At 73.2% G+C, this 18,937-nt stretch carries 18 protein-coding genes; 4 read left to right on the forward strand and 14 right to left on the reverse strand.

Annotated features, from left to right (window positions below):
• Positions 1–223 precede the first annotated feature (223 nt).
• Positions 224–682, forward strand: coding sequence for an SRPBCC family protein (locus tag ABTY59_RS24515; protein WP_352021168.1), 459 nt, complete (start codon positions 224–226; stop codon positions 680–682).
• 47 nt (positions 683–729) lie between these two features.
• Here ABTY59_RS24515 and ABTY59_RS24520 read toward each other — a convergent pair whose 3' ends face one another.
• The 12 genes from ABTY59_RS24520 to ABTY59_RS24575 all read right to left on the reverse strand — a co-directional run bounded on the left by ABTY59_RS24520 (position 730) and on the right by ABTY59_RS24575 (position 13,462).
• Positions 730–1,620 (reverse strand): oxygenase MpaB family protein, encoded by an 891-nt coding sequence (locus ABTY59_RS24520; protein WP_352021169.1) that lies wholly within the window; start codon positions 1,618–1,620, stop codon positions 730–732.
• An 87-nt stretch (positions 1,621–1,707) separates the two neighbouring features.
• A complete protein-coding gene (locus tag ABTY59_RS24525; protein WP_352021170.1) occupies positions 1,708–3,162 on the reverse strand; it encodes an amino acid permease in 1,455 nt (484 codons plus the stop codon).
• 63 nt (positions 3,163–3,225) lie between these two features.
• A complete protein-coding gene (locus ABTY59_RS24530) occupies positions 3,226–5,112 on the reverse strand; it encodes an LVIVD repeat-containing protein (RefSeq protein WP_352021171.1) in 1,887 nt (628 codons plus the stop codon).
• 52 nt (positions 5,113–5,164) lie between these two features.
• Positions 5,165–6,481 (reverse strand): kynureninase, encoded by a 1,317-nt coding sequence (gene kynU / locus ABTY59_RS24535; RefSeq protein ID WP_352021172.1) that lies wholly within the window; start codon positions 6,479–6,481, stop codon positions 5,165–5,167.
• A gap of 4 nt (positions 6,482–6,485) precedes the next feature.
• Positions 6,486–7,559, reverse strand: coding sequence for a 4-hydroxy-2-oxovalerate aldolase (gene dmpG, locus ABTY59_RS24540; protein ID WP_352021173.1), 1,074 nt, complete (start codon positions 7,557–7,559; stop codon positions 6,486–6,488).
• Positions 7,556–8,491, reverse strand: a complete 936-nt coding sequence (locus ABTY59_RS24545; RefSeq protein WP_352021174.1) for an acetaldehyde dehydrogenase (acetylating) — start codon at positions 8,489–8,491, stop codon at positions 7,556–7,558. Before ABTY59_RS24545 ends, dmpG begins: the two co-directional genes overlap by 4 nt.
• Positions 8,488–9,510 carry an amidohydrolase family protein gene (locus ABTY59_RS24550; RefSeq protein ID WP_352021175.1) on the reverse strand — a complete coding sequence of 341 codons (1,023 nt, stop codon included), beginning with the start codon at positions 9,508–9,510 and terminating at the stop codon, positions 8,488–8,490. Before ABTY59_RS24550 ends, ABTY59_RS24545 begins: the two co-directional genes overlap by 4 nt.
• A complete protein-coding gene (locus ABTY59_RS24555) occupies positions 9,507–10,079 on the reverse strand; it encodes a 3-hydroxyanthranilate 3,4-dioxygenase (RefSeq protein WP_352021176.1) in 573 nt (190 codons plus the stop codon). The genes ABTY59_RS24550 and ABTY59_RS24555 overlap by 4 nt, the downstream gene beginning before the upstream one ends.
• Positions 10,076–10,519: a RidA family protein gene (locus tag ABTY59_RS24560; protein ID WP_352021177.1), complete on the reverse strand. Its 444-nt coding sequence runs from the start codon at positions 10,517–10,519 to the stop codon at positions 10,076–10,078. The genes ABTY59_RS24555 and ABTY59_RS24560 overlap by 4 nt, the downstream gene beginning before the upstream one ends.
• Complete coding sequence (locus ABTY59_RS24565) at positions 10,516–11,259, reverse strand: 2-keto-4-pentenoate hydratase (protein WP_352021178.1); 744 nt, start codon at positions 11,257–11,259, stop codon at positions 10,516–10,518. The genes ABTY59_RS24560 and ABTY59_RS24565 overlap by 4 nt, the downstream gene beginning before the upstream one ends.
• The gene (locus ABTY59_RS24570; protein ID WP_352021179.1) at positions 11,256–12,071 is read right to left on the reverse strand and encodes a 2-keto-4-pentenoate hydratase; all 816 of its coding nucleotides are present in this window, start codon (positions 12,069–12,071) and stop codon (positions 11,256–11,258) included. Before ABTY59_RS24570 ends, ABTY59_RS24565 begins: the two co-directional genes overlap by 4 nt.
• Positions 12,068–13,462: a 2-hydroxymuconic semialdehyde dehydrogenase gene (locus ABTY59_RS24575; protein WP_352021180.1), complete on the reverse strand. Its 1,395-nt coding sequence runs from the start codon at positions 13,460–13,462 to the stop codon at positions 12,068–12,070. Before ABTY59_RS24575 ends, ABTY59_RS24570 begins: the two co-directional genes overlap by 4 nt.
• Before the next feature lie 225 nt (positions 13,463–13,687).
• Here ABTY59_RS24575 and ABTY59_RS24580 point away from each other — a divergent pair, with 225 nt between their 5' ends.
• Positions 13,688–14,635: a LysR substrate-binding domain-containing protein gene (locus tag ABTY59_RS24580; RefSeq protein ID WP_352021181.1), complete on the forward strand. Its 948-nt coding sequence runs from the start codon at positions 13,688–13,690 to the stop codon at positions 14,633–14,635.
• On the opposite strand, the gene ABTY59_RS24585 is transcribed toward ABTY59_RS24580, so the two are convergent.
• The gene (locus ABTY59_RS24585) at positions 14,632–15,474 is read right to left on the reverse strand and encodes a hypothetical protein (RefSeq protein ID WP_352021182.1); all 843 of its coding nucleotides are present in this window, start codon (positions 15,472–15,474) and stop codon (positions 14,632–14,634) included. The two genes, ABTY59_RS24580 and ABTY59_RS24585, sit on opposite strands and share 4 nt — an antisense overlap.
• 58 nt (positions 15,475–15,532) lie before the next feature.
• On the reverse strand, positions 15,533–16,381 hold the full coding sequence (locus ABTY59_RS24590) for a MurR/RpiR family transcriptional regulator (RefSeq protein ID WP_352021183.1): 849 nt from the start codon (positions 16,379–16,381) through the stop codon (positions 15,533–15,535).
• A gap of 51 nt (positions 16,382–16,432) precedes the next feature.
• Between ABTY59_RS24590 and ABTY59_RS24595 the strand changes: the two genes are divergently transcribed.
• Together ABTY59_RS24595 and ABTY59_RS24600 are read left to right on the forward strand one after the other, a co-directional pair.
• Positions 16,433–17,311 (forward strand): EamA family transporter, encoded by an 879-nt coding sequence (locus ABTY59_RS24595; RefSeq protein WP_352021184.1) that lies wholly within the window; start codon positions 16,433–16,435, stop codon positions 17,309–17,311.
• A gap of 168 nt (positions 17,312–17,479) precedes the next feature.
• On the forward strand, positions 17,480–18,883 hold the full coding sequence (locus ABTY59_RS24600) for a CBM96 family carbohydrate-binding protein (protein WP_352021185.1): 1,404 nt from the start codon (positions 17,480–17,482) through the stop codon (positions 18,881–18,883).
• Positions 18,884–18,937: the final 54 nt, after the last annotated feature.

The following is an 18,937-nucleotide window of genomic DNA, read 5'->3' on the forward strand; positions in this document are numbered from 1 at the left end:
CCTCGTAGCGGAGCTACTCGGGTCTTTGGCCGGTGCGGCGAGGGGGCGTGCCGGGCGCCGCGGGTGCTGTGCGGGACTTTCGAAACACCCCCTAGGCGGATCGGCCCAAGGGGCGGACGTCCTCCGCCGCGCGCTCCGGGCGCCACTCACGTAGGGTCACGATGCCGTCACGGCGGACCGTGCGGTGGGGAAAGGCCCCCACGCTGAGATGTCTGGAGTGCCCATGTCAGGACAGTTCGAAGCGACAGTCGTGGTCGACCGGCCCATCGACGAGGTGTTCGCCTTTCTCGCCGACGGACGCAACGACCCGGAGTTCAGCCCCCGGGTCCTCAGGATCGAACGGGTTCCGGACACGTCGACCGCGGTGGGCACCGTCTTCCGGAGCACCGTCAAGGACGCCGGGATGAAGACCTCCCGGGAGTTCCGCATCACCGCGCTCGAAGCCCCGGTGAAGCTCCGGTGGGCGGAGGTCTCGAAGAACAGCGTGACGGCACGGGAAGGGGGGTACGACCTGGAGGCGCTGACCGGCGGCACCACCCGTGTCCGCATCTTCAACGTGCTCGAAGGCCACGGACTGGGCAAGCTCGTGGTCGGCCTGGCGCTGGCCGCCGCGCGCAAGGACTCCGAAGCCTTCGGCGCCCGGATCAAGGCCGCAGCGGAGGCCGGGATCGCGTCCCCGTGACGCCGGATCCGTCGACATCGTCCGGCTCGTCCACAGGGTGAAGCCGGTCAGGGCGGTGCCGTGATCTCCTCGCGGGCGGGCAGGGCTCCCATCGCCCAGCGGATCGTCCCCGTCAGCGCCTGCCCGGACAGGCGTACGAGCTCCTCCGGGAGGTACGGCGCCACCCGCAGGCCCAGCTGCGCGCGGGCCCACGGGGGCAGCAGACGCACCGCGTTCGAGGCGAGTACGGCGTAGGGCCCGCGCGCGGCCCACGGAAGCGGAGGCTCGCGGAGGACGAAGCGGGCCGCGTCCCGGGCCTGGGGCGTGGCGCGCAGTTCGGGGCGGTAGTGGGCCAGCCGGTCCGCGAGGGCGGCGCGGTCGCGGGGCGGATCGGGAACGCCCAGGGCACGGGCGACCCGGGCCGTGTCGGCGACGTACGCGTCGCAGCCGGCACCGTCCAGGGGGCGGGCCCCGAAGCGCTGGTGCGCGCGGAGGAAGCTGTCGACCTCCGCCACGTGCACCCAGCACAGGAGGTGCGGGTCGGCGGCGTGGTAGGGCTCCCCGGCGGCGGTGGTGCCGCTGATCCGCTCGTGCACCGCGCGGACGTGGTCCACGGCCCGCTGGGCGTCCTCGGCGGTGCCGTAGGTGGTGTAGGCGAGGAAGGTGCTGGTGCGCTGGAGGCGTCCCCAGGGATCGCCCCGGAATCCGGAGTGCGCGGCGACCGCCGCCATCGCGCGGGGGTGCAGGGACTGCAGGAGGAGCGCGCTCAGGCCGCCGATGAACATCGACGCGTCGCCGTGGACGGTGCGGATCGGCCGTTCGGGGCCGAACCAGCGCGGGCCGGGGGTGCCGTGGATCCTGGCCCGGTTCCGCGCTCCCCCGGGGCCCGCGACGTGGCTGAACAGGCTGGAGCCGACCCGCTCGCGCAGCCCGTGGCCCGGCTTCTCGGAGGTGCTCACCCTTCCATCGTGCCGCGCGCTCCCCGCGTCCGGGAAGGCGGCGGGCGGGTGCCCGCCGCCTCGACGGCCCCTGGTCCTCGCCGTCGCTCAGGTCCGTCGGGCCCGGAGGAAGGCGGTCAGGGCGTAGCAGCCGAGCAGGAGGACGGTGAAGCCGAGGCCGATGCCGGCCGCCTGGCGCATGTCCGGGACCTCCACGGCGGTGGCGGCGACGGCCAGCACCCCGGCTCCGGCCACCACGGCCAGCTTGCTGCCTCCCGGGACCGTGAACCCGGTGAAGGTCTCGGGGTGCGCCTCCCGGTGGCGCCGGAAGGCGACGTACGAGGCGAGGATCAGCAGCCAGACGAGCAGGACGGCGAACAGCGCGATGGACATCAGGATGCCGAAGATGCCGCCGACGTCGTAGAAGGCGAGCAGCGCGGCCGCAGCGATGCCCAGGGTGGAGGCGGCCAGGGCGTGGGCCGGGACGCCCCGTGAGGTGAGGCGGGCCAGGGGCGCCGGGGCCAGGCCGTCGTCTCCGAGGGAGTGCAGGAGGCGGGAGGCTCCGTACAGATGGGCGTTCGCGGCGGAGACGGCCGCGACGAGCACGACGAGGTTGGTGAGGGTCGCGGCGGCGGGCACGCCGATGTCGGAGAAGACCCGCACGAAGGGGCTCGCCTCGACGCTGCCGTCGCCGGCGGCCAGGCGCCGCCACGGGATCAGCGCCACGACGAGGGTGATGGCCAGGACGTAGAAGACGCTGAGCCGCCAGGCGAGCTGGCGCATCGCGGTGCGGATGGAGCGCTGCGGGTCGGTGGCCTCGGCCGAGGCGATGGCGACGACCTCGAATCCGGCGTACGCGAACATCACCACGGACATCGCGATCCAGACGGACTCGGCGCCCTGCGGCACGAAGCCGCCGTCGTCGGTGAGGTGCGCGAAGCCGGTCGCCTCGGTGTCCGGCAGGCCGAGGAGGACGAGGAGCGCCGCGCACAGGAGGAACGCGCAGAGCGCGGTCACCTTGATCGTGGACAGCCAGAACTCGGTGGTGCCGAAGGACTTCACGTTGATGACGTTGACCGCGAGCACGACCGCCGCGACCGCGAGGATGGCCGCCGACATCGGTACCCCGGGCCACCACCAGCGGATGTAGAGCGCGGAGGCGACGACCTCCGTGCCGATGACGACGACCGCGCTGAACCAGTACATCCAGCGGGTGACGAACCCGGCCCAGGGGCCGAGGTAGGTGTGCGCGACGGCGCCGAAGGATCCCTGGACCGGATGCGCGGCGGACATCTCGCCGAGGAGGACCGCGATGATCGCGACCAGGACGGCACCGATGGCGTACGAGATGATCACCGCGGGTCCCGCGGCGGATATCGCCGATCCGGAGCCGAGGAACAGGCCGGTCCCGAGGGCGGAGCCCAGGCCGATCATCGTCGTCTGGCGGGGGGTCAGGGAGCGGACGAGTCCGGTTCCCTTCGCGGGCTCGACGTGCGCGCCGGGAGGTGCGGCGGGAGCGGGAGGTGACGCGGGGGCCTGGGCGGGTCTTTCCGGAGCGGCCATGGCGGTGTCCTTCTGTGCGCGTGCGGGAGGGCTGCGGGGAGCGGGAGGGTACGGGCCTCGGGGTCAGAACTCGCTGGTGCGGAAGGGCTTGTCGGGCCGGTTCAGGTCGGGCTTTCCCAGGACCTTCGGCGAGGACAGCGCGTAGATGCCGTGATTGGTCAGCACCCAGGCGATGTTGCGGTCCCATTCCACGTACACGCCGTGCGTCTGGTTGCCGTACGCGTAGTCGGGCGTCCCGGTGCCGTAGGCCTTCGGGACGAAGTAGGCGTCGATCCTCGGCGCGGCCGGGTCGGAGACGTCGAAGAACTGCATTCCGGCGTTGTAGAAGCCGTAGCCGAGCACTCCCGGGGTGTGCCGGCCCGGGTTGGTGTAGGAGCCGGTGCGCTTGGGGCCGAAGCTGCCGCGGCGCTGGCAGAAGTCGGTGAAGCCGGCCGACGGGGGCGGGGTGGGGCGGGGCAGGGCGCCGACGACGCGGGGGTTCTCCGGGTCGCTCGCGTCGATCTGGTAGACGTCCTTGTACGGCTCGTAACAGTCCTCGGTGAGGGGGTAGCCGGAGTAGTAGACGATCCCGGTCCGTTCGTACTGCGAGACGTCGATGTTGTCGCCCTCGGTGCCCGAGACGGACGGCGGCAGGTCCAGGTGGCTCACGGTCCTGAGGTCGGCCGGGTTCGAGATGTCGAGGACGGTCAGGCCGTAGCCGCCCATGGCCGCGAACGCGTAACGCCCGCCCTGTTCCACGGGCTTGGGGATGAACAGCGGCATGCGCGCGCCCATCCAGCTGGTCCGGTTGCCGCAGCGCGGGTTCTTCCGGTAGGCCGCGTCCTCGCCGGTCCGCTGGCCCGGCAGGTGCCAGGTGTCGAGGAGTCTCGGGTGGGCCGGGTCGGCCATGTCCCAGGACTGGTAGCCGGCCGAGTGCAGGTTCGTCGGGTACTCGGTGCGGGAGTACGTGTCGTCGGGGGCCGTCGCGATGAACATGTACCGCCCGCCGGTCCAGTACGGCGTGTCGAGGGAGCCGGAGCCCTGCTGCGCCGTGCCGGGGTCGCTCCTGAGCGGGTCCTTCTGGGTGGCGTCGGTGGAGACGGTCGCGAGGAGCTTCCAGTCCTTCTTCCGGGGGCCGTCCAGGCGGTAGACCTTGAAGCCCTTGAGGCCGGGCTTCTCGCGGACCTTCCGGACGCCCTCGGGGTCGGCGTACTTGTCGTGCGCCGGGTCGTCGGTGAGCTCCTGGATCTGCCGCTTGCTCTCGAAGCTCTGCACCATGACGTAGGCGCCGAGCTTCCCGTTCCACTGGACGGTGGAGGCGCCCCAGTAGTCGTGGGCGGCCCAGGTGGCGTTCGCCCTGGTCTCGTCGCCGTCCACGTCCTGGCGGCTCATGCGCTCGACGACGTTCACCCTCTTCACGTCGGTGATGTCGTAGACGCGCCCTTCGGAGCGGTCGTACTGGAACATGTAGCGGCGGCCGTCGAAGTCGACGACGTTCTGCCAGGTGTGGAAGGGGTCCGGGGTGAAGTCCGCGCCCTCGTAGGCTGCTTCGACCTTCATGTTCTTGATGTACGAGCGGGTGTCGTACTGCTTGTTGCGGCCCGGGAAGGAGTGCTCGTGCTCCTCGTCGACCGGAGTGAGCGCGGGGTGGCGGAAGGTGTCGTCGAGCTGCATGCCGTACGCGCCGGGGTCCGCCGGTGCGGGGCGCCGGTCGGCGCAGACCTCGGGGATGTTCGGATCGGCGGCGGTCGCCGCGGTGGTGGCGCCGGAGCTGCCCGGCACGAGGAGGGTCGCGGCGGTCGCGGCGGCGACCGCCGCGGCCAGGGTCGCTCGGGTACGGAGGTGACGCATGGGCTGTCCCAGGGGTCTCGGCGGCGGGGAGTGGACGTGCGCAGGGGTGCCGGCCGTGCGGGCGCGGCTCGGCGGGGCGGTGGGGACCGCCCGGCAGGGGCCCGGTCGCGCGGTGGTCACGCGGGTACGGTGACCTCGGGGATCGCGCGAGCCGGGAGACGGGGGCGACCGGTCAGGTGACGGTCGGGCGCCGCTGGTGCGCGGCGGCCCGGTGGGCGCCGGTGGACGCGATGTCCCGGAGCTCGCGCACGGCGCGCAGCACGTCCGCGTGCGTGAGGTAGAGGGCGTTGAAGCCGAAGCGCAGCAGGTCGGGGGCGCGCATGTCGCCGATGACACCCCGTGCGGTGAGCGCGGCGATCAGCGGGTACGCCTCCGGGTGCCGCAGGGCGACCTGGCTGCCGCGGCGCGCCGGCTCGCGCGGGGTGGCCATGGTGAAGCCCAGGCCGTCGAGGAGGGAGTCGGCGCACTCCTGGAAGAACCCGGTCAGGGAGAGGCTCTTGGCCCGTACCGCCGCCATGTCGACGTCGTCGTAGGCCGTCAGCGCCGCTTCCAGGGCGACGAGGGACAGCAGGGGCGGGGTGCCGATGCGGGCCCGGGTGATGCCGTCGGCGGGGGTGTACGTCCCGGACATGGCGAAGGGTTCCGCGTGCCCGTGCCAGCCGGTGACGGGGTGGTCGAAGGCCTGCTGGTGGCGGGCGGCGACGTAGGCGAAGGCGGGGGCGCCGGGGCCTCCGGAGAGGTACTTGTAGCCGCAGCCGACGGCGAAGTCCGCCTCGATGGCGTCGAGTTCGATCGGCAGCGCGCCGGCGGCGTGGCACAGGTCCCAGTGGGCCAGGGCCCCCGCGGTGTGCGCGGCGGCGGTGAGCGCGGCCATGTCGTGGAGCTCTCCGGTGCGGTAGTCCACGGGGGCGTAGGCGGCCACGGCGACGTCCGCTCCTTCGGCGGCGAGCACCACGGCTGCCTCGCGTGCGGGCACCCGCCGGACCTCCAGGCCCAACAGCCGCCCCACCGAGTCGGCGATGTACTGGTCGGTGGGGAAGTGATCGGGGTCGGTCAGCAGCAGCCGTCGGCCGGGGCGCAGCCGGGCGGCGGCGAGCAGGGTGTCGAACAGCTGGACGCTGGTGGAGTCCCCGGCCACCACCTGGCCCGGTGCCGCGCCGATCAGCCGGCCGATGGCGTCGCCGGTCCGTACCGGTGCGTCCCACCAGCCGTTGGCGTTCCAGGAACGGATCAGGTCGGTGCCCCATTGCCGGTGCACGGCGTCCTCGACCGCGGGAGGGACGGCGGCGGGAAGGGCTCCGAGGGAGTTGCCGTCGAGGTAGACGCCCCCCTCGGGGAGGAGGAAGCGGTCGCGGACGTGGGCGAGCGGGTCGGCGGCGTCGAGCGCGGCGGCCCGTTCGGCGGGCGCCGTGGCGTCCTGGTCCGGCGTGGCGGTGAGCTTGTCGGCCGGTGCTCCGGTCGTCGTTCCGTCGGGGGTTCCGGTCTGCACGGGGTCACTCCGTCGCTGCGAGGAGGGCGGTGGTGAGGGGGGCGGTGGTGGGGGCCGGGACGGCGGAGGCGTCACGGTCGCGGAGGAGGTCGAGCGCGATGTCGGTGAGCAGGTCCTCCTGGCCGCCGACGAGGTGTCGCCGTCCGGCCGCGACGAGGAGGTCCCGGGTGTCGAGGCCGTGCCGCAGGGCGGTGGCCTCCGCGTGCCGGAGGAAGCTGGAGTACACCCCGGCGTACCCCAGGGTCAGCGTCTCGCGGTCCACCCGTACGGGCCGGTCCTGCGTCGGCCGCACCAGTTCCTCCGCCGCGTCCATCAGCGGGAACAGGTCGCAGCCGTGCTCCCAGCCCATCAGGTCGAAGACCGCGACCGTCGGCTCCAGGGGTGCGTTGCCCGCTCCTGCGCCCTGGCCGGCGAGCGAGGCGTCCACGCGGTACGCGCCCGCCTCCACCGCCGTGACGCTGTTGGCCACGCCGAGACCGAGGTTGTGGTGGGCGTGGATGCCGATCTCCGTGGCGGGGTCGAGGACGTCGCGGTAGGCGCGGACCCGGTCCCGTACGCCGTCCATGGTCAGCCGTCCGCCGGAGTCCGTGACGTAGACGCAGTGGGCGCCGTACGACTCCATGAGGGCGGCCTGGGCGGCCAGTTCGGCCGGCGGAGCCATGTGGGACATCATGAGGAAGCCCGCGACGTCCATGCCGAGCTCGCGGGCCAGCCCGATGTGCTGGGCGGAGATGTCCGCCTCCGTGCAGTGGGTGGCGACGCGCACGGAGGTGACTCCGATGGCGTGGGCACGGCGCAGGTCCTCGGCGGTACCGACACCGGGCAGCAGCAGGGTGGTGAGCCGTGCCCGGTCGAGCACCGCGGCCGCCGCCTCCAGCCATTCCCAGTCGGTGTGCGCGCCGGGCCCGTAGGTGACGGAGGAGCCGGAGAGGCCGTCGCCGTGGGCGACCTCGACGGCGTCGACGCCGGAGGCCTCCAGGGCGGTCGCGACGGCCCGGACCTGGTCGAGGGTGTAGCGGTGCGACACGGCGTGCATGCCGTCGCGAAGGGTGACGTCCTGGACGTAGACCGAGGTCATCGGGCCGGACTCCGTTCGGCCAGGCGCTCGGCGGTGCGCAGCGCGGCGGAGGTCATGATGTCGAGGTTTCCGGCGTAGGCGGGGAGGTAGTGCGCGGCGCCCTCCACCTCCAGGTACACGGAGACGAGCAGCTTCGCGCCGGCGGCGGGCGGCTTCCCGCCGTCCGCGAGCCGGGTGAGCGGATCGCCGGCGGGCAGCGCGCGGAACTGCGGTTCCTGTTTGAGCCGGTATCCGGGCACGTACGCGGCGACGGAGGCGGCCATGGCGTGCACGGAGGCGGTCACGCGTTCGGTGTCGCAGTCGTCGACGACGCAGTGCACGGTGTCGCGCATCAGCAGCGCCGGCTCCGCGGGGTTGAGGACGATGATGGCCTTGCCGCGGGCCGCGCCGCCGACCCGTTCCAGGGCTCGGGCGGTGGTCTCGGTGAACTCGTCGATGTTGGCCCGGGTGCCGGGGCCCGCCGACCGTGAGGCGATGGAGGCGACGATCTCCGCGTAGTGCACCGCCGCCACCGCCGAGACGGCCGCGACGATGGGGACGGTGGCCTGGCCGCCGCAGGTGACCATGTTGAGGTTGGGGGCGTCGAGGTGTTCGTCGAGGTTGACGGGCGGGACGACGTAGGGTCCCAGGGCCGCCGGGGTGAGGTCGACGACGCGCTTGCCGTACGGGGCGAGCGCGGCGGCGTTGCGGTGGTGGGCGGCTGCCGAGGTGGCGTCGAAGACGAGGTCGATGTCGTCGAAGTCGTCGAGCGCGAGCAGCCCGGCCACGCCGTCCGCGCGCGTCGGCACCCCGAGGCGGCGGGCCCGTGCGAGGCCCTCCGACCGCGGGTCGATGCCGATCATCGCGGCGGCGGTGACGTTCCCCGCCCCCCGGACGACCTTGATGAGGAGATCGGTGCCGATGTTGCCCGATCCGATGACGGCTGCCCTCATCGGACGGCCTCCTTCAGCAGGGGGGTGAGGCCGAAGAAGCGGACGGCGTTGCCGCCGAGGACCGCCTCGGTCTCCTCCGGGGTGAGCGCGCCGCCCCGTACCAGCGCGCCGATCTCCTCCTCGCCGAGCGGGAAGGGATGGTCCGACCCGAGCAGCACCCGCTCCGCGCCCATGACGTCCACGAGCAGGCGCAGGGCGCCCGGGTCGAAGACGGCGGAGTCGACGGAGAAGCGGTCGGTGTAGTGCGAGGGCGGGTGGGGGCTGTCGGCGCGGACGAGGTCGCGGCGGTGCCAGGCGTTGTCGGCCCGGCCCAGGAGGTACGGGAAGCTGCCGCCGCCGTGGGCGAAGAGCAGTCGCAGCGAGGCCGGCAGCCGTTCGAAGGCGCCCGACAGGATCAGCGACAGGATGGTCAGATGGGTCTCCGCGGCCATGCCCGCCAGCCAGGCCAGCATGTACCGCGCGTGTCGGGGGCCGGCCGGAAGGTCCCAGGGATGGACCAGGACGGCCGCGTTCTCGTCGGCGCAGTGGGTGAGGAACTCCAGGAGCGCGCCGTGGTCGAGGTCGCGGTCGCCGAGGTGGTTGCCGATGTGGACGCCGTGGAACCCCTGGCGCATCGCCTCGCTGAGCAGGACGCAGGCCGTCTCCGTGTCCTGGAGCGGTACCTGGCACAGCGGAGCCAGCCGGTGCGGGGCGTACGAGCCGTACGCGAGGAGGCGGGAGTTGACCGTGCGGCACCAGTCGGCGGCGCGGTGGGGTTCCAGGCCGTAGCCGAAGAGCAGCGGGGTGCTGGACAGCACCTGGATGTCCACGCCGAGCCGGTCGAGGTCGGCGACGCGTGCCGCCGGGTCCCACAGGGTGCGGCCCACGGGCCGGTACTCGGCGGACCCGGCCATCATCATCCCGGCGTCGGGCCCGTCCGTGGTCCGCAGCCAGGGGCCGTCGTCGGAGCCGGTGAGCCGCCGCGACTCGGCGCGGCCGATCTCGGGGAAGACGTGGGCGTGGATGTCGACGACGGTCATGCCTCGCCCGCCCCGTCGCGGCGGGTGCGCGGACGCAGTTCCTCCGGCCAGTCCCTGCCCGGGTGCAGGGCGCCGCAGTTCCCGCAGGTGCGTGCGGCTTCGTCGCGGTAGAAGGAGTCGAACAACGGGGGGAGGTCGTCGACGATCGAGGTGAGCTGGAGCTCGACGCGGTGCACGAGGCGGTGGCATGCCGTGCAGTACCACTCGAAGGCGTCGCGGCGGCCCTGCGGCCGTGCGAACTCGACGACGAGGCCGACACTGTCCTCCTCGGGCCGTTGCGGGGAGTGCCGCACGTGCGGCGGGAGGAGGAAGACGTCTCCCTCGCGGAGGGGGATGTCGCGCGGCGGGCTGCCCTCCTCGTCCATGACGCGCAGCACCATGTCGCCCTTGAGCTGGTAGAAGAACTCCTCGATCGGGTCGTCGTGGAAGTCGGTGCGGCGGTTCGGGCCGCCCACGACCGTGACCATCAGATCGGCGTCCTGCCAGATCTGGACGTTGCCGACCGGCGGCTTGAGCAGGTGGCGGTGCTCCTCGATCCAGGACTGGAGGTTGAACGGTCTCATGGTCACGGTCGCGGTTCCTCGTTCCGGGAGTCGGGGGTCGGGGCGTGGTGTGGAAGGTGGGCGATGGCGCTGATCTCGATCAGCAGGTGCGGGTGGGGCAGTTGGTGGACGGCGACGGTGGTGCGGGCCGGACCGTTCTCGTCGAAGTGCTCGGCGTAGACCTCGTTGTAGCCGCCGAAGTCGTTCATGCTGGTCAGGTACGTGGTGACGGAGACCAGGTCCGCCAGGCCACCGCCCGCCGCGGCCAGCAGGCGGGCGATGTTGTCGAGCACGGCCCGGGTCTGGGCGCGGATGTCGAGGTCCGTCACCCCCATCGCGTCGGCGCTCGCTCCGACGAACGAGCCGTCGGGGCGGCGCGCGCTGGTGCCGGAGACGAAGACCAGGTCGCCCGCGCGCCTGAAGTGGGGGAACCTGCCGCGGGGCGGGGCGGCGCCGGGGACGATCACGCGTCCTCCCCGGTGGTGAGGCCGACGGTGCCGAGGCCGGCGACCGTGGCGCGTACGTGTGTGCCGGGCGGCAGGGGTACGGCGGCGGTCGCCGCACCGGCCAGGATCACCGTGCCGGCTTCCAGGGCACCGGCGAGCCGGGCCGCGGCGGCGAGGGCCCGCAGCGGATGCCCGAGGATCGCCGCGGTGGAGCCGTTCTGGGCCAGGCGTCCGTCGAGTTCCAGCAGGACGCCCAGGTTGCCCAGGTCTCCGGGGGCGCTCCAGGGGCCCACGGCGTATCCCGCGGCGGAGGTGTTGTCGGCGATGACCTCGGGGAGCGAGAACCGGAAGCCGTCGTAGCGGGAGTCGATGACTTCGAGCGCCGGGGCCACGGCGGCGACCGCCGCCAGGGGGTCGGCTCCGGGGCGCAGGGTGTCGCCGAGCAGGAAGGCCACCTCGGGCTCGACGCGGGGGTGGATGAGCCCGGAGGTGTCGAGGCGTCCGCCGTCGGTGATCTCCATCCGGTCCGTCAGCCGTCCGTGGATCAGGTCGGACACGCCCATCTGCCGCATCTTGGCCCGGCTGGTGAACCCCAGCTTGAAGCCGGTGAGCCGCTCTCCACGGGCCAGCCGCCGTGCGAGCAGGGCGTCCTGGACGGCGTACGCCTGCTCGGTGTCCTTCAGGCCGGTGCCGCCGCCGGCGAGCGGCCGGCCGTCGCGCGCCGCGGTGTCGAGCGCCTCGGCCAGTGCCGTGATGTTCATCGGGTGTCTCCCTCCCGCCCGGTGCGGCCGAAGGCCGCGCGCACCGAACCGAGCCCGTCGATGCGGGCTTCGAGCACGTCACCGGGTTCGACGGTGGTCATGGGGCCGAGCGCGCCGGTCAGCACGGTGTCTCCGGCGCGCAGCGGGCGGCCGAGCCGCGCGAGCGTGTCGGCCAGCCACACGGCGGCGTGCAGCGGGTGGCCCAGGCAGGCGGCACCGGCACCGGTCGACACGGGCTCACCGCGCCGCTCCAGGACCATGCCGACGGTCCGCAGGTCGACGTCCCGCAGGGGTACGGGGCGGGTGCCGAGGACGTACGCGCCGCTGGAGGCGTTGTCGGCGATCGTGTCCACCGCGGAGATGTCCCAGTCACGGATCCGGCTGCCCACCACCTCCACGGCGGGCAGCGCGAACGCGGTCGCCCGGATCACGTCGGCCACGGTGTGCCGCTCGTGCGTGAGGTCGTGTTCCAGGACCAGGGCGACCTCCGCCTCGGCCCGCGCCTGGAGCACGGTGCCCCAGGGGATCTCCGCGCCGTCCGGCACGGCCGTGTCGTCCGTCAGACGGCCGAAGTCCGGCCTGTCGACGCCGAGCTGGGCCTGTACGGCCGCCGAGGTCAGACCGATCTTCCAGCCCGTGACCCGGCGTCCCTCCGCGATCCGGCGCTCGCCGAGGAGGCTCTGGACGGCGTAGGCGGCCTCCAGGTCTCCCGGGGGCAGCAGATCGCGGACGGGCTCACAGGGAACGCCCGTCAGGCGCGCCGTTTCGAGGCGTTCGGCGGCCCTCGCCACCGCTTCGTCCACCGTGCTCACAGCTTCACGCACACATTCATCGGTTCGGAGAAGAAGTCGAGGGAGTGGTCGCCGCCCTCACGGCCGATGCCGGAGGCCTTCACGCCTCCGAAGGGGGTACGGAGGTCGCGCAGGTTCCAGGTGTTGACCCAGGCGATCCCGACGTCGAGGGCGGGAGCGACCCGGTGGGCCCGGCTCACGTCCCCCGTCCACACGGTGGCGGCCAGCCCGTAGGGTCCGGCGTTGGCGAGCGCCAGCGCCTCCTCCTCGGTGTCGAAGGGCGCGAGGTGGACGACGGGCCCGAAGATCTCCTCCCGTACCGCCGGATGGTCCTCGGGAAGCCCCGCCAGTACGGTCGGTTCCACCCAGAAGCCGCCGTCCCGGTCGTCCCGGAAGCGCGGCGCTCCGCCTCCCGCGAGGACGTCGCCGTCGGCCGCCGCCTTGTCGAGGTGGCCCAGGACCTTGTCGCGGTGCGCCGCCGAGATCATCGGACCGTACCCCGTCGACGCCCGGGCACCGGCGGCCAGTGCCTCGGCGAACGCGTCGAACACCGGCCGTTCCACGTACACCCGCTCGGTGCAGAGACACACCTGCCCGCTGTGGGTGAAGGACGAGCGGAGGGTCCCCGCCACGGCCTGCTCCAGGTCGGCGTCGGCGAAGACGAGACCGGCGTTCTTGCCGCCGAGCTCGAACGAGACGGGGGCCAGTCGCGCGGCGGCGGCCCTCATGATCGTCCCGCCGGTGCGCGACTCCCCCGTGAACGCGATGGCGTCGACGCCGGGGTGCTCGGTGAGCCATTGGCCGGCGGCGTCCGCACCGCCGCCGTGCACGAGGTTGAAGACCCCCGGCGGCACGTCGGCCTCCGCCATCACCTCGGCCAGCAGGCAGGCCGTGCCCGGGGTCAGCTCGGAGGGCTTGGCGACCACCGTGTTGCCGGTGGCGAGGGCAGGGGCCACCTTCCAGGTGAGCAGCAGCAGCGGAAGGTTCCACGGCGAGATCACCGCGACCACGCCGAGCGGCTTGCGCACGGTGTAGTTCAGCGCGCCGCGGCCGTCCGGGGTGGCCGTGTGCCAGGAGCGCTCCGCGCGTCCGGCCAGGAGATCGGCGTACGAGCGGAAGTTGGCGACGGCACGCGGGATGTCGACCGTGGCGGCGAGCTGGCGGGGCTTGCCCGTGTCGGCGCACTCGACGGTGACGAACTCCTCGAAGCGCCGCTCGATGCCGTCCGCGATCCGGTGCAGCAGCCGCGAACGGTCCGCCGGGCTCCAGGAGGCCCAGGGGCCGCGCAGCGCCTTCCGCGCCGCCTCCACCGCGCGGTCCACCACCTCCCGTGGAGCCGAGGGGACTTCGCCGACGACGGTCCCGCGGGCCGGGTCGACGAGCGGGAGCGGGACGCCCGACGCGTCGAACACCCCTCCTGCGTAATGCCGTACGGGTGGGCGCACCTTGCCGGACCTCCGTCGCCAGGCCGGGGATTCGGGTCTGGCCCCCGGCGTGTGCCGGTATCATGCGCCCATCGAGCCATACCGAACCAATGCCAAAAGGCGCTGTTCCCCTACCGATTCGGGTATGGGTGCGGTCGCACGGCGGCTCGACCACGGCCCGGTCCCACCCCGCTTCCGGAAGGAGCCCCGGCGATGGACCTCCTGGACGGCCGGCTGAAGTTCCGGCACCTCACCCTGCTCGTCGCGATCCTCGACCACGGCAGCGTGGGCCGGGCGGCCGAGACCCTGCACCTCACCCAGCCCGCCGCCACCCGCACGCTGCGCGAACTGGAGGGCATCGCCGACCTGCCCCTCTTCGTCCGTCTGCCGCGCGGCATGCGCGCGACGCTCTACGGAGAGGCGCTCGCGGAGCACGCCCGTGCCGTGATCGCGGAGATGCGGCGGGCCGGGGAGCACCTCACCGGACTGCGCGAGGGCAGCGAGGGCACGGTGACCGTCGGCGCGCTCCTGGCCGGAACCAACGTGCTGCTGCCCCGGGCGGTCGCCGAGCTGAAGCGGGAGCGGCCCCGGGTGACGGTCGTCGTACGGGAGGGAACGCCGGACGTCCTCCATCCGGCCCTGCTGGCGGGCGAGCTGGACGTGATCGTCGGCCGGGTGGGGCCGGCCCCCAAGGAGGGGGACGGACTGCGCCAGCGACGGCTGTACCGGGAGCGCATCCGGCTCGCCGTCCGGTCCGGGCACCCCCTCCTGGAGGCCGCCGACGTCTCCCTCACGGACACGCTGTCCTTCCCGTGGATCCTCCCGGTCGAACAGACCGCGCTGCGCCAGGAGCTCGGCGCCCTCTTCGCGGACCGGGGTCTGGCGCTGCCTGCCGACCGGGTCGAGTGCACGTCCATCCTGACCATGCGGGCACTGCTGCTGCGGACGGACATGGTCGCGCTGCTGCCCGAACTGGTCCTGCGGGCCGACGAGCACCTCGACGCGCTGCCGGTGGAACTGCCCTCGGTGGGACGCACGGTGGGCACCACCGAGGCGGCGCACCGCACCCGGACCCCGGCCCTGCGGGCGCTGCTGCACCACCTCGACCTCGAAGCGGCGCTCCTGCGCGAGACGCTCTGCGGACCGCCGGAAGGTCCTTAGGGTCGCTCGAAGGCCTGCAGGGCGCCGCCGACGGCGAAGCACAGCGCGCCGCACAGCGTCCCCCAGTTGGCGATGCTCGTGTTGACCAGGCTGTCGGTGGCGGGCCGGGTGAAGGCGGCCACCGCGGAGACCATGAAGAGCACCGATCCGATCTGGTTCACCGCGACCACCCACCACCCGAGGCTGCGCGAACGGACGCAGGGCACGAACCGATGGCAGATCTCGACGAACCCGAGATGACCCGAGACGAGGAACAGCACGCACCCGATGACGTCGGGGGCCCAGATCAGCCGGTTGGCCTGCTGCGCGTCGAGCCCCTGCAGGAAGGAATCCACCAGGTTGACTCCGAACACGAGCGTCCCGACGAACAGGACGAACGTGCTGAGCCAGTCGATCCGCATCGGCTCGTACGCCCACCACTTCCACCGGGCCGTGGCCAGCGGGACACCCTCCGGGGAGTGGCGCGGGGCGTTCAGGACCTGGAGGAGCGAGGTGTAGCCCCCGGTGTTGAAGAACAGCCCGCCCACGAAGTAGACCGAGGCACACGTGAGGGCGCTGCCCGAGGCGAACTGGGCCAGGCCGGCACCGACGGCGAAGAGCGTCCCGCCGAGGACGAAGGCGCCCGAGGCGATGGCGTTGAGCCTGCGGAGGCGGCCGACCCCTCTGGCGTCGGCGGTCCGGGTGGTGGTGACCGTGCCTCCGGGGTCACGGACGGACAACGCCCCGCGCTTGCGCGCGAGTCGCGACTCCCAGACGACCTTCTCCCCTTCGGGGCGTTCCCAGGTGAGGCGGGTCGTGAACGGTCCCGCGCCGTCGGCGCGCTGCTCAGGCGGTTCCACGGCACGAGCCTAGTTGCAGGTCGGCGGCTTGGCGGTCAGTGAAACCCTCCGACGGTGGTCAGTACGAGTGGTCGACCGTCACGTCGGCCGACAGGCGCAGCGCGGCTTCGGCCGGCGCGCCGCGCAGCCCCAGCAGGGTGAGGGTGAGCGCGTCGATCACGGTCAGGTGGGCCAGCCGGCTCGCGACGGTCTCCAGGCCGAAGACCAGGTCCTGTCCGCCCGCGACCAGGGTGCAGTCGCTGGACTCGCTGAGCGGGGAGCGGGCGTAGCTGGTGAGGGCGACGACCTGCGCTCCCGCCCGTCGTGCGCCCCGGGCGGCGTCCACCGTGCTGCGGGTCGCGCCGGTGTGGCTGATGGCGAGGCAGACGTCCGCGGACGTCAGTTGCGAGGCGGCCAGCTGAGCCGTCAGCGGGTCGGCCGGCGCGTCGACCGCGCAGCCCAGGGCCCGGAGCCGGTAGGCGGTGTCCAGTGCGACCGCGCCGGAGAGCCCCGCCCCCACGACCAGGACCCGGGGAGCCGAGTGGAGCAGCCCCGCGGCTGCGCGCAGCCGCTCGGGGGTCACCGTCACCGCCACCCCGTCCAGCGCTTCCCGGGCGGCGCGGATCGTGTCGGCCAGCGCACGGGCGGCCGGGTCCCGGTCCCGGGAGGGCTCCGGGGAAGGCGCCTGCCGGGCGGCGGCGATCTTCAGCTCCTGATAGCCGCGGAATCCCAGGCGCTGGCAGGCACGGACGACGGAGGACGGTGCGGTCCCCGCGAGCGCGGCGACATCGCTCACGCTGAGGTGCACCAACTCCGCGCCCTTGTCCAGCACGACCTGGGCCACGCGTGCCTCGGTGTCCCGCAGCTCGGACAGATGGGCCCTGATGTGGGCGGCGAGCCCACCCCGGACCGTGGAATCAATTTCCATGGGGTTACTCTACCAAGGAACGAGATTCCATCGACGGCCGTGGGAGCGAACGTGCCGGCACACCTGACCACCCTGACGGGCACGGCCGCCGTGCCCGCCGTCGTCCTCGCCTCGGCGGTCCTGCACGCCGTCTGGAACGGCCTCACGCACGGCCTGCGCGACAAGCTGGCCGGCTTCGCCCTCATCAGCCTCGCCTCCACGGCCTGCGGAGCGGTCCTCGTCTGCCTCGCCCCGCTGCCCGACCCGGCGGCCTGGCCCTACATCGCCGCCTCCGCCGCCCTTCAGGCCGCGTACCAGCTGCTGCTCCTGCGCGCCTATCAGCTGGGCGACTTCGGCCAGATGTACCCCACCGCCCGGGGCACCTCACCCGTCGTGGTGGCGCTGGTCTCCACGGCCCTCCTCGGCCACTCCCTGCCCGCGGGCCAGGCCCTCGGCATCGCGGTGGTCGCGTGCGGCCTCGCCGGTCTCGCCCTCGCCGACGGGATCCCGGGCAGGGCCCAGCTTCCCGCGCTGGCCGCCGCGCTCGGTACCGGCGTGATGATCGCCTCGTACACCCTCGTCGACGGCAGCGGCGTCCGCGTCTCGGGCAGCGTCTTCGGCTACATCGCCTGGCTCTTCCTCTGCCAGGGGCTCGTCCTCCCCCTCGTCGCCTGGGCCCGCCGGGGCCCCGCCCTGCTCACCACGCTGCGCCCGCTCTGGGGCCGAGGCCTGGCCGGCGGTGTGCTCTCCCTCCTCGCGTACGGGCTCGTCGTCTGGGCCCAGTCCCGCGGAGACCTGTCCACCATCGCCGCCCTGCGGGAGACGAGCATCGTCTTCGGCGCCCTGATCGGCGCGGTCGTCTTCCGCGAGCACCTCGGCCACCGCCGCATCACCGCCAGCGTGGCCGTCCTGGCGGGCATCGCGGTGCTCCAGCTCACCAGCGTCTCCTGAGCACAGGAGGGGCGGGGCGCCGACGTCCGGTTCGCGCGGCCCCCCGCGGCTCCCGCGACCTCTGCGGTTCACCCGGCCGCAACCAGTGCAACTCCGTCGCAACACCGGGGATCCTCGCACGGCCCCTACCTTTCGTACCGCTCCCCTCACCGGCACGAAAGGTTTGGCATGCCCCTTCCAAAGGCTCTCACGGTGGCCCTCGCCGGCGCCGCGGCAGCGGCCACCGTCGCCACCGCCCTCACCGTCCTCGCCCCCACCGCGTCCGCCGCGGGCACCACCTTCCTCGCGACGGCGGACACCTACGTCGACGCCCAGCACACCACCACCAACTACGGCACCTCGCAGCAGCTCGGCGTCGACAACAGCCCCGTCAAGCAGACCCTGCTGCGGTTCCAGGTCTCCGGACTGACGCAGCCCGCGACGCGCGCGGTCCTGCGGATCCACGTCGACGACGTCGCCGGCGCGGAGACCGGCAACGGCGGCACGTTCCGCGCGATGTCCAGCACCACCTGGTCCGAGACGTCCGTCACCTACGCCAACAAGCCCGCCGTCGACGGCGCCACGCTCGGCACGCTCGGCGCGGTCGCCCGCAACACCTGGTACGAGGTCGACGTCACCTCGTACGTCAAGGGCAACGGCACCTTCTCCATCGGCGTCACCTCGTCCAGCAGCGACGGCGCCGACTACGACTCGCGCGAGAGCGGCGCCACCGCACCCCAGCTGGTCGTCGACACGGGCAGCACCCCGACCCCCACCCCGTCGACCTCGACCTCCACCCCGCCGTCCGGGGATCCGGTGCTCGTGGGCGCGGGCGACATCGCCACCTCGGGCTCCGGCGACAGCGTCACCGCGAACCTCCTCGACGGCATCCCCGGCACGGTCTTCACCCTCGGCGACAACGCCTACCCCAACGGCACCGCGTCCGACTTCTCCACGTACTACGCGCCGACCTGGGGCCGGCACAAGGCGCGGACCAAGCCGGCGCCCGGCAACCACGACTACAACACCTCCGGCGCCTCCGCCTACTACAGCTACTTCGGAGCCGACGCGGGCCCGTCCAACCGGGGTTACTACTCCTACGACCTGGGTGACTGGCACGTGGTCTCCCTCAACTCCGAGACCTCCATGGCCGCGGGCTCGGCCCAGGAGCAGTGGCTCCGTGCCGACCTGGCCGCCAGCGGCAAGCAGTGCACCGTGGCGTACTGGCACAAGCCGCGCTGGACGTCGAGCTCCAGCCACGCCCCCGATCCCGCGACGGGCCCGCTCGTCCAGGCCCTCTACGACTACGACGCCGAGGTCATCCTGACCGGCCACAACCACCAGTACGAGCGCTTCGCCCCGCAGAACCCGAGCGGGCAGCTCGACAACGCGCGCGGCCTGCGGCAGTTCGTCGCCGGCATGGGCGGTGCCGACCTCTACGGCTTCGGCACCATCCAGCCCAACAGCGAGGCCCGGAACAACAACACCTTCGGCGTCCTCAAGCTGACCCTGCACTCCGGCGGCTACGACTGGCAGTTCGTCCCCGAGGCGGGCAAGACGTACAACGACAGCGGCACCGGCACCTGCCACTGACCCCGCCCGGCCCGGCCGTCGGCCGACCCACTGGGTCGGCCGACGGCACAGCGG

The sequence above is a fragment of the Streptomyces sp. NPDC096079 genome (assembly GCF_040303145.1).
GTDB lineage: Bacteria > Actinomycetota > Actinomycetes > Streptomycetales > Streptomycetaceae > Streptomyces.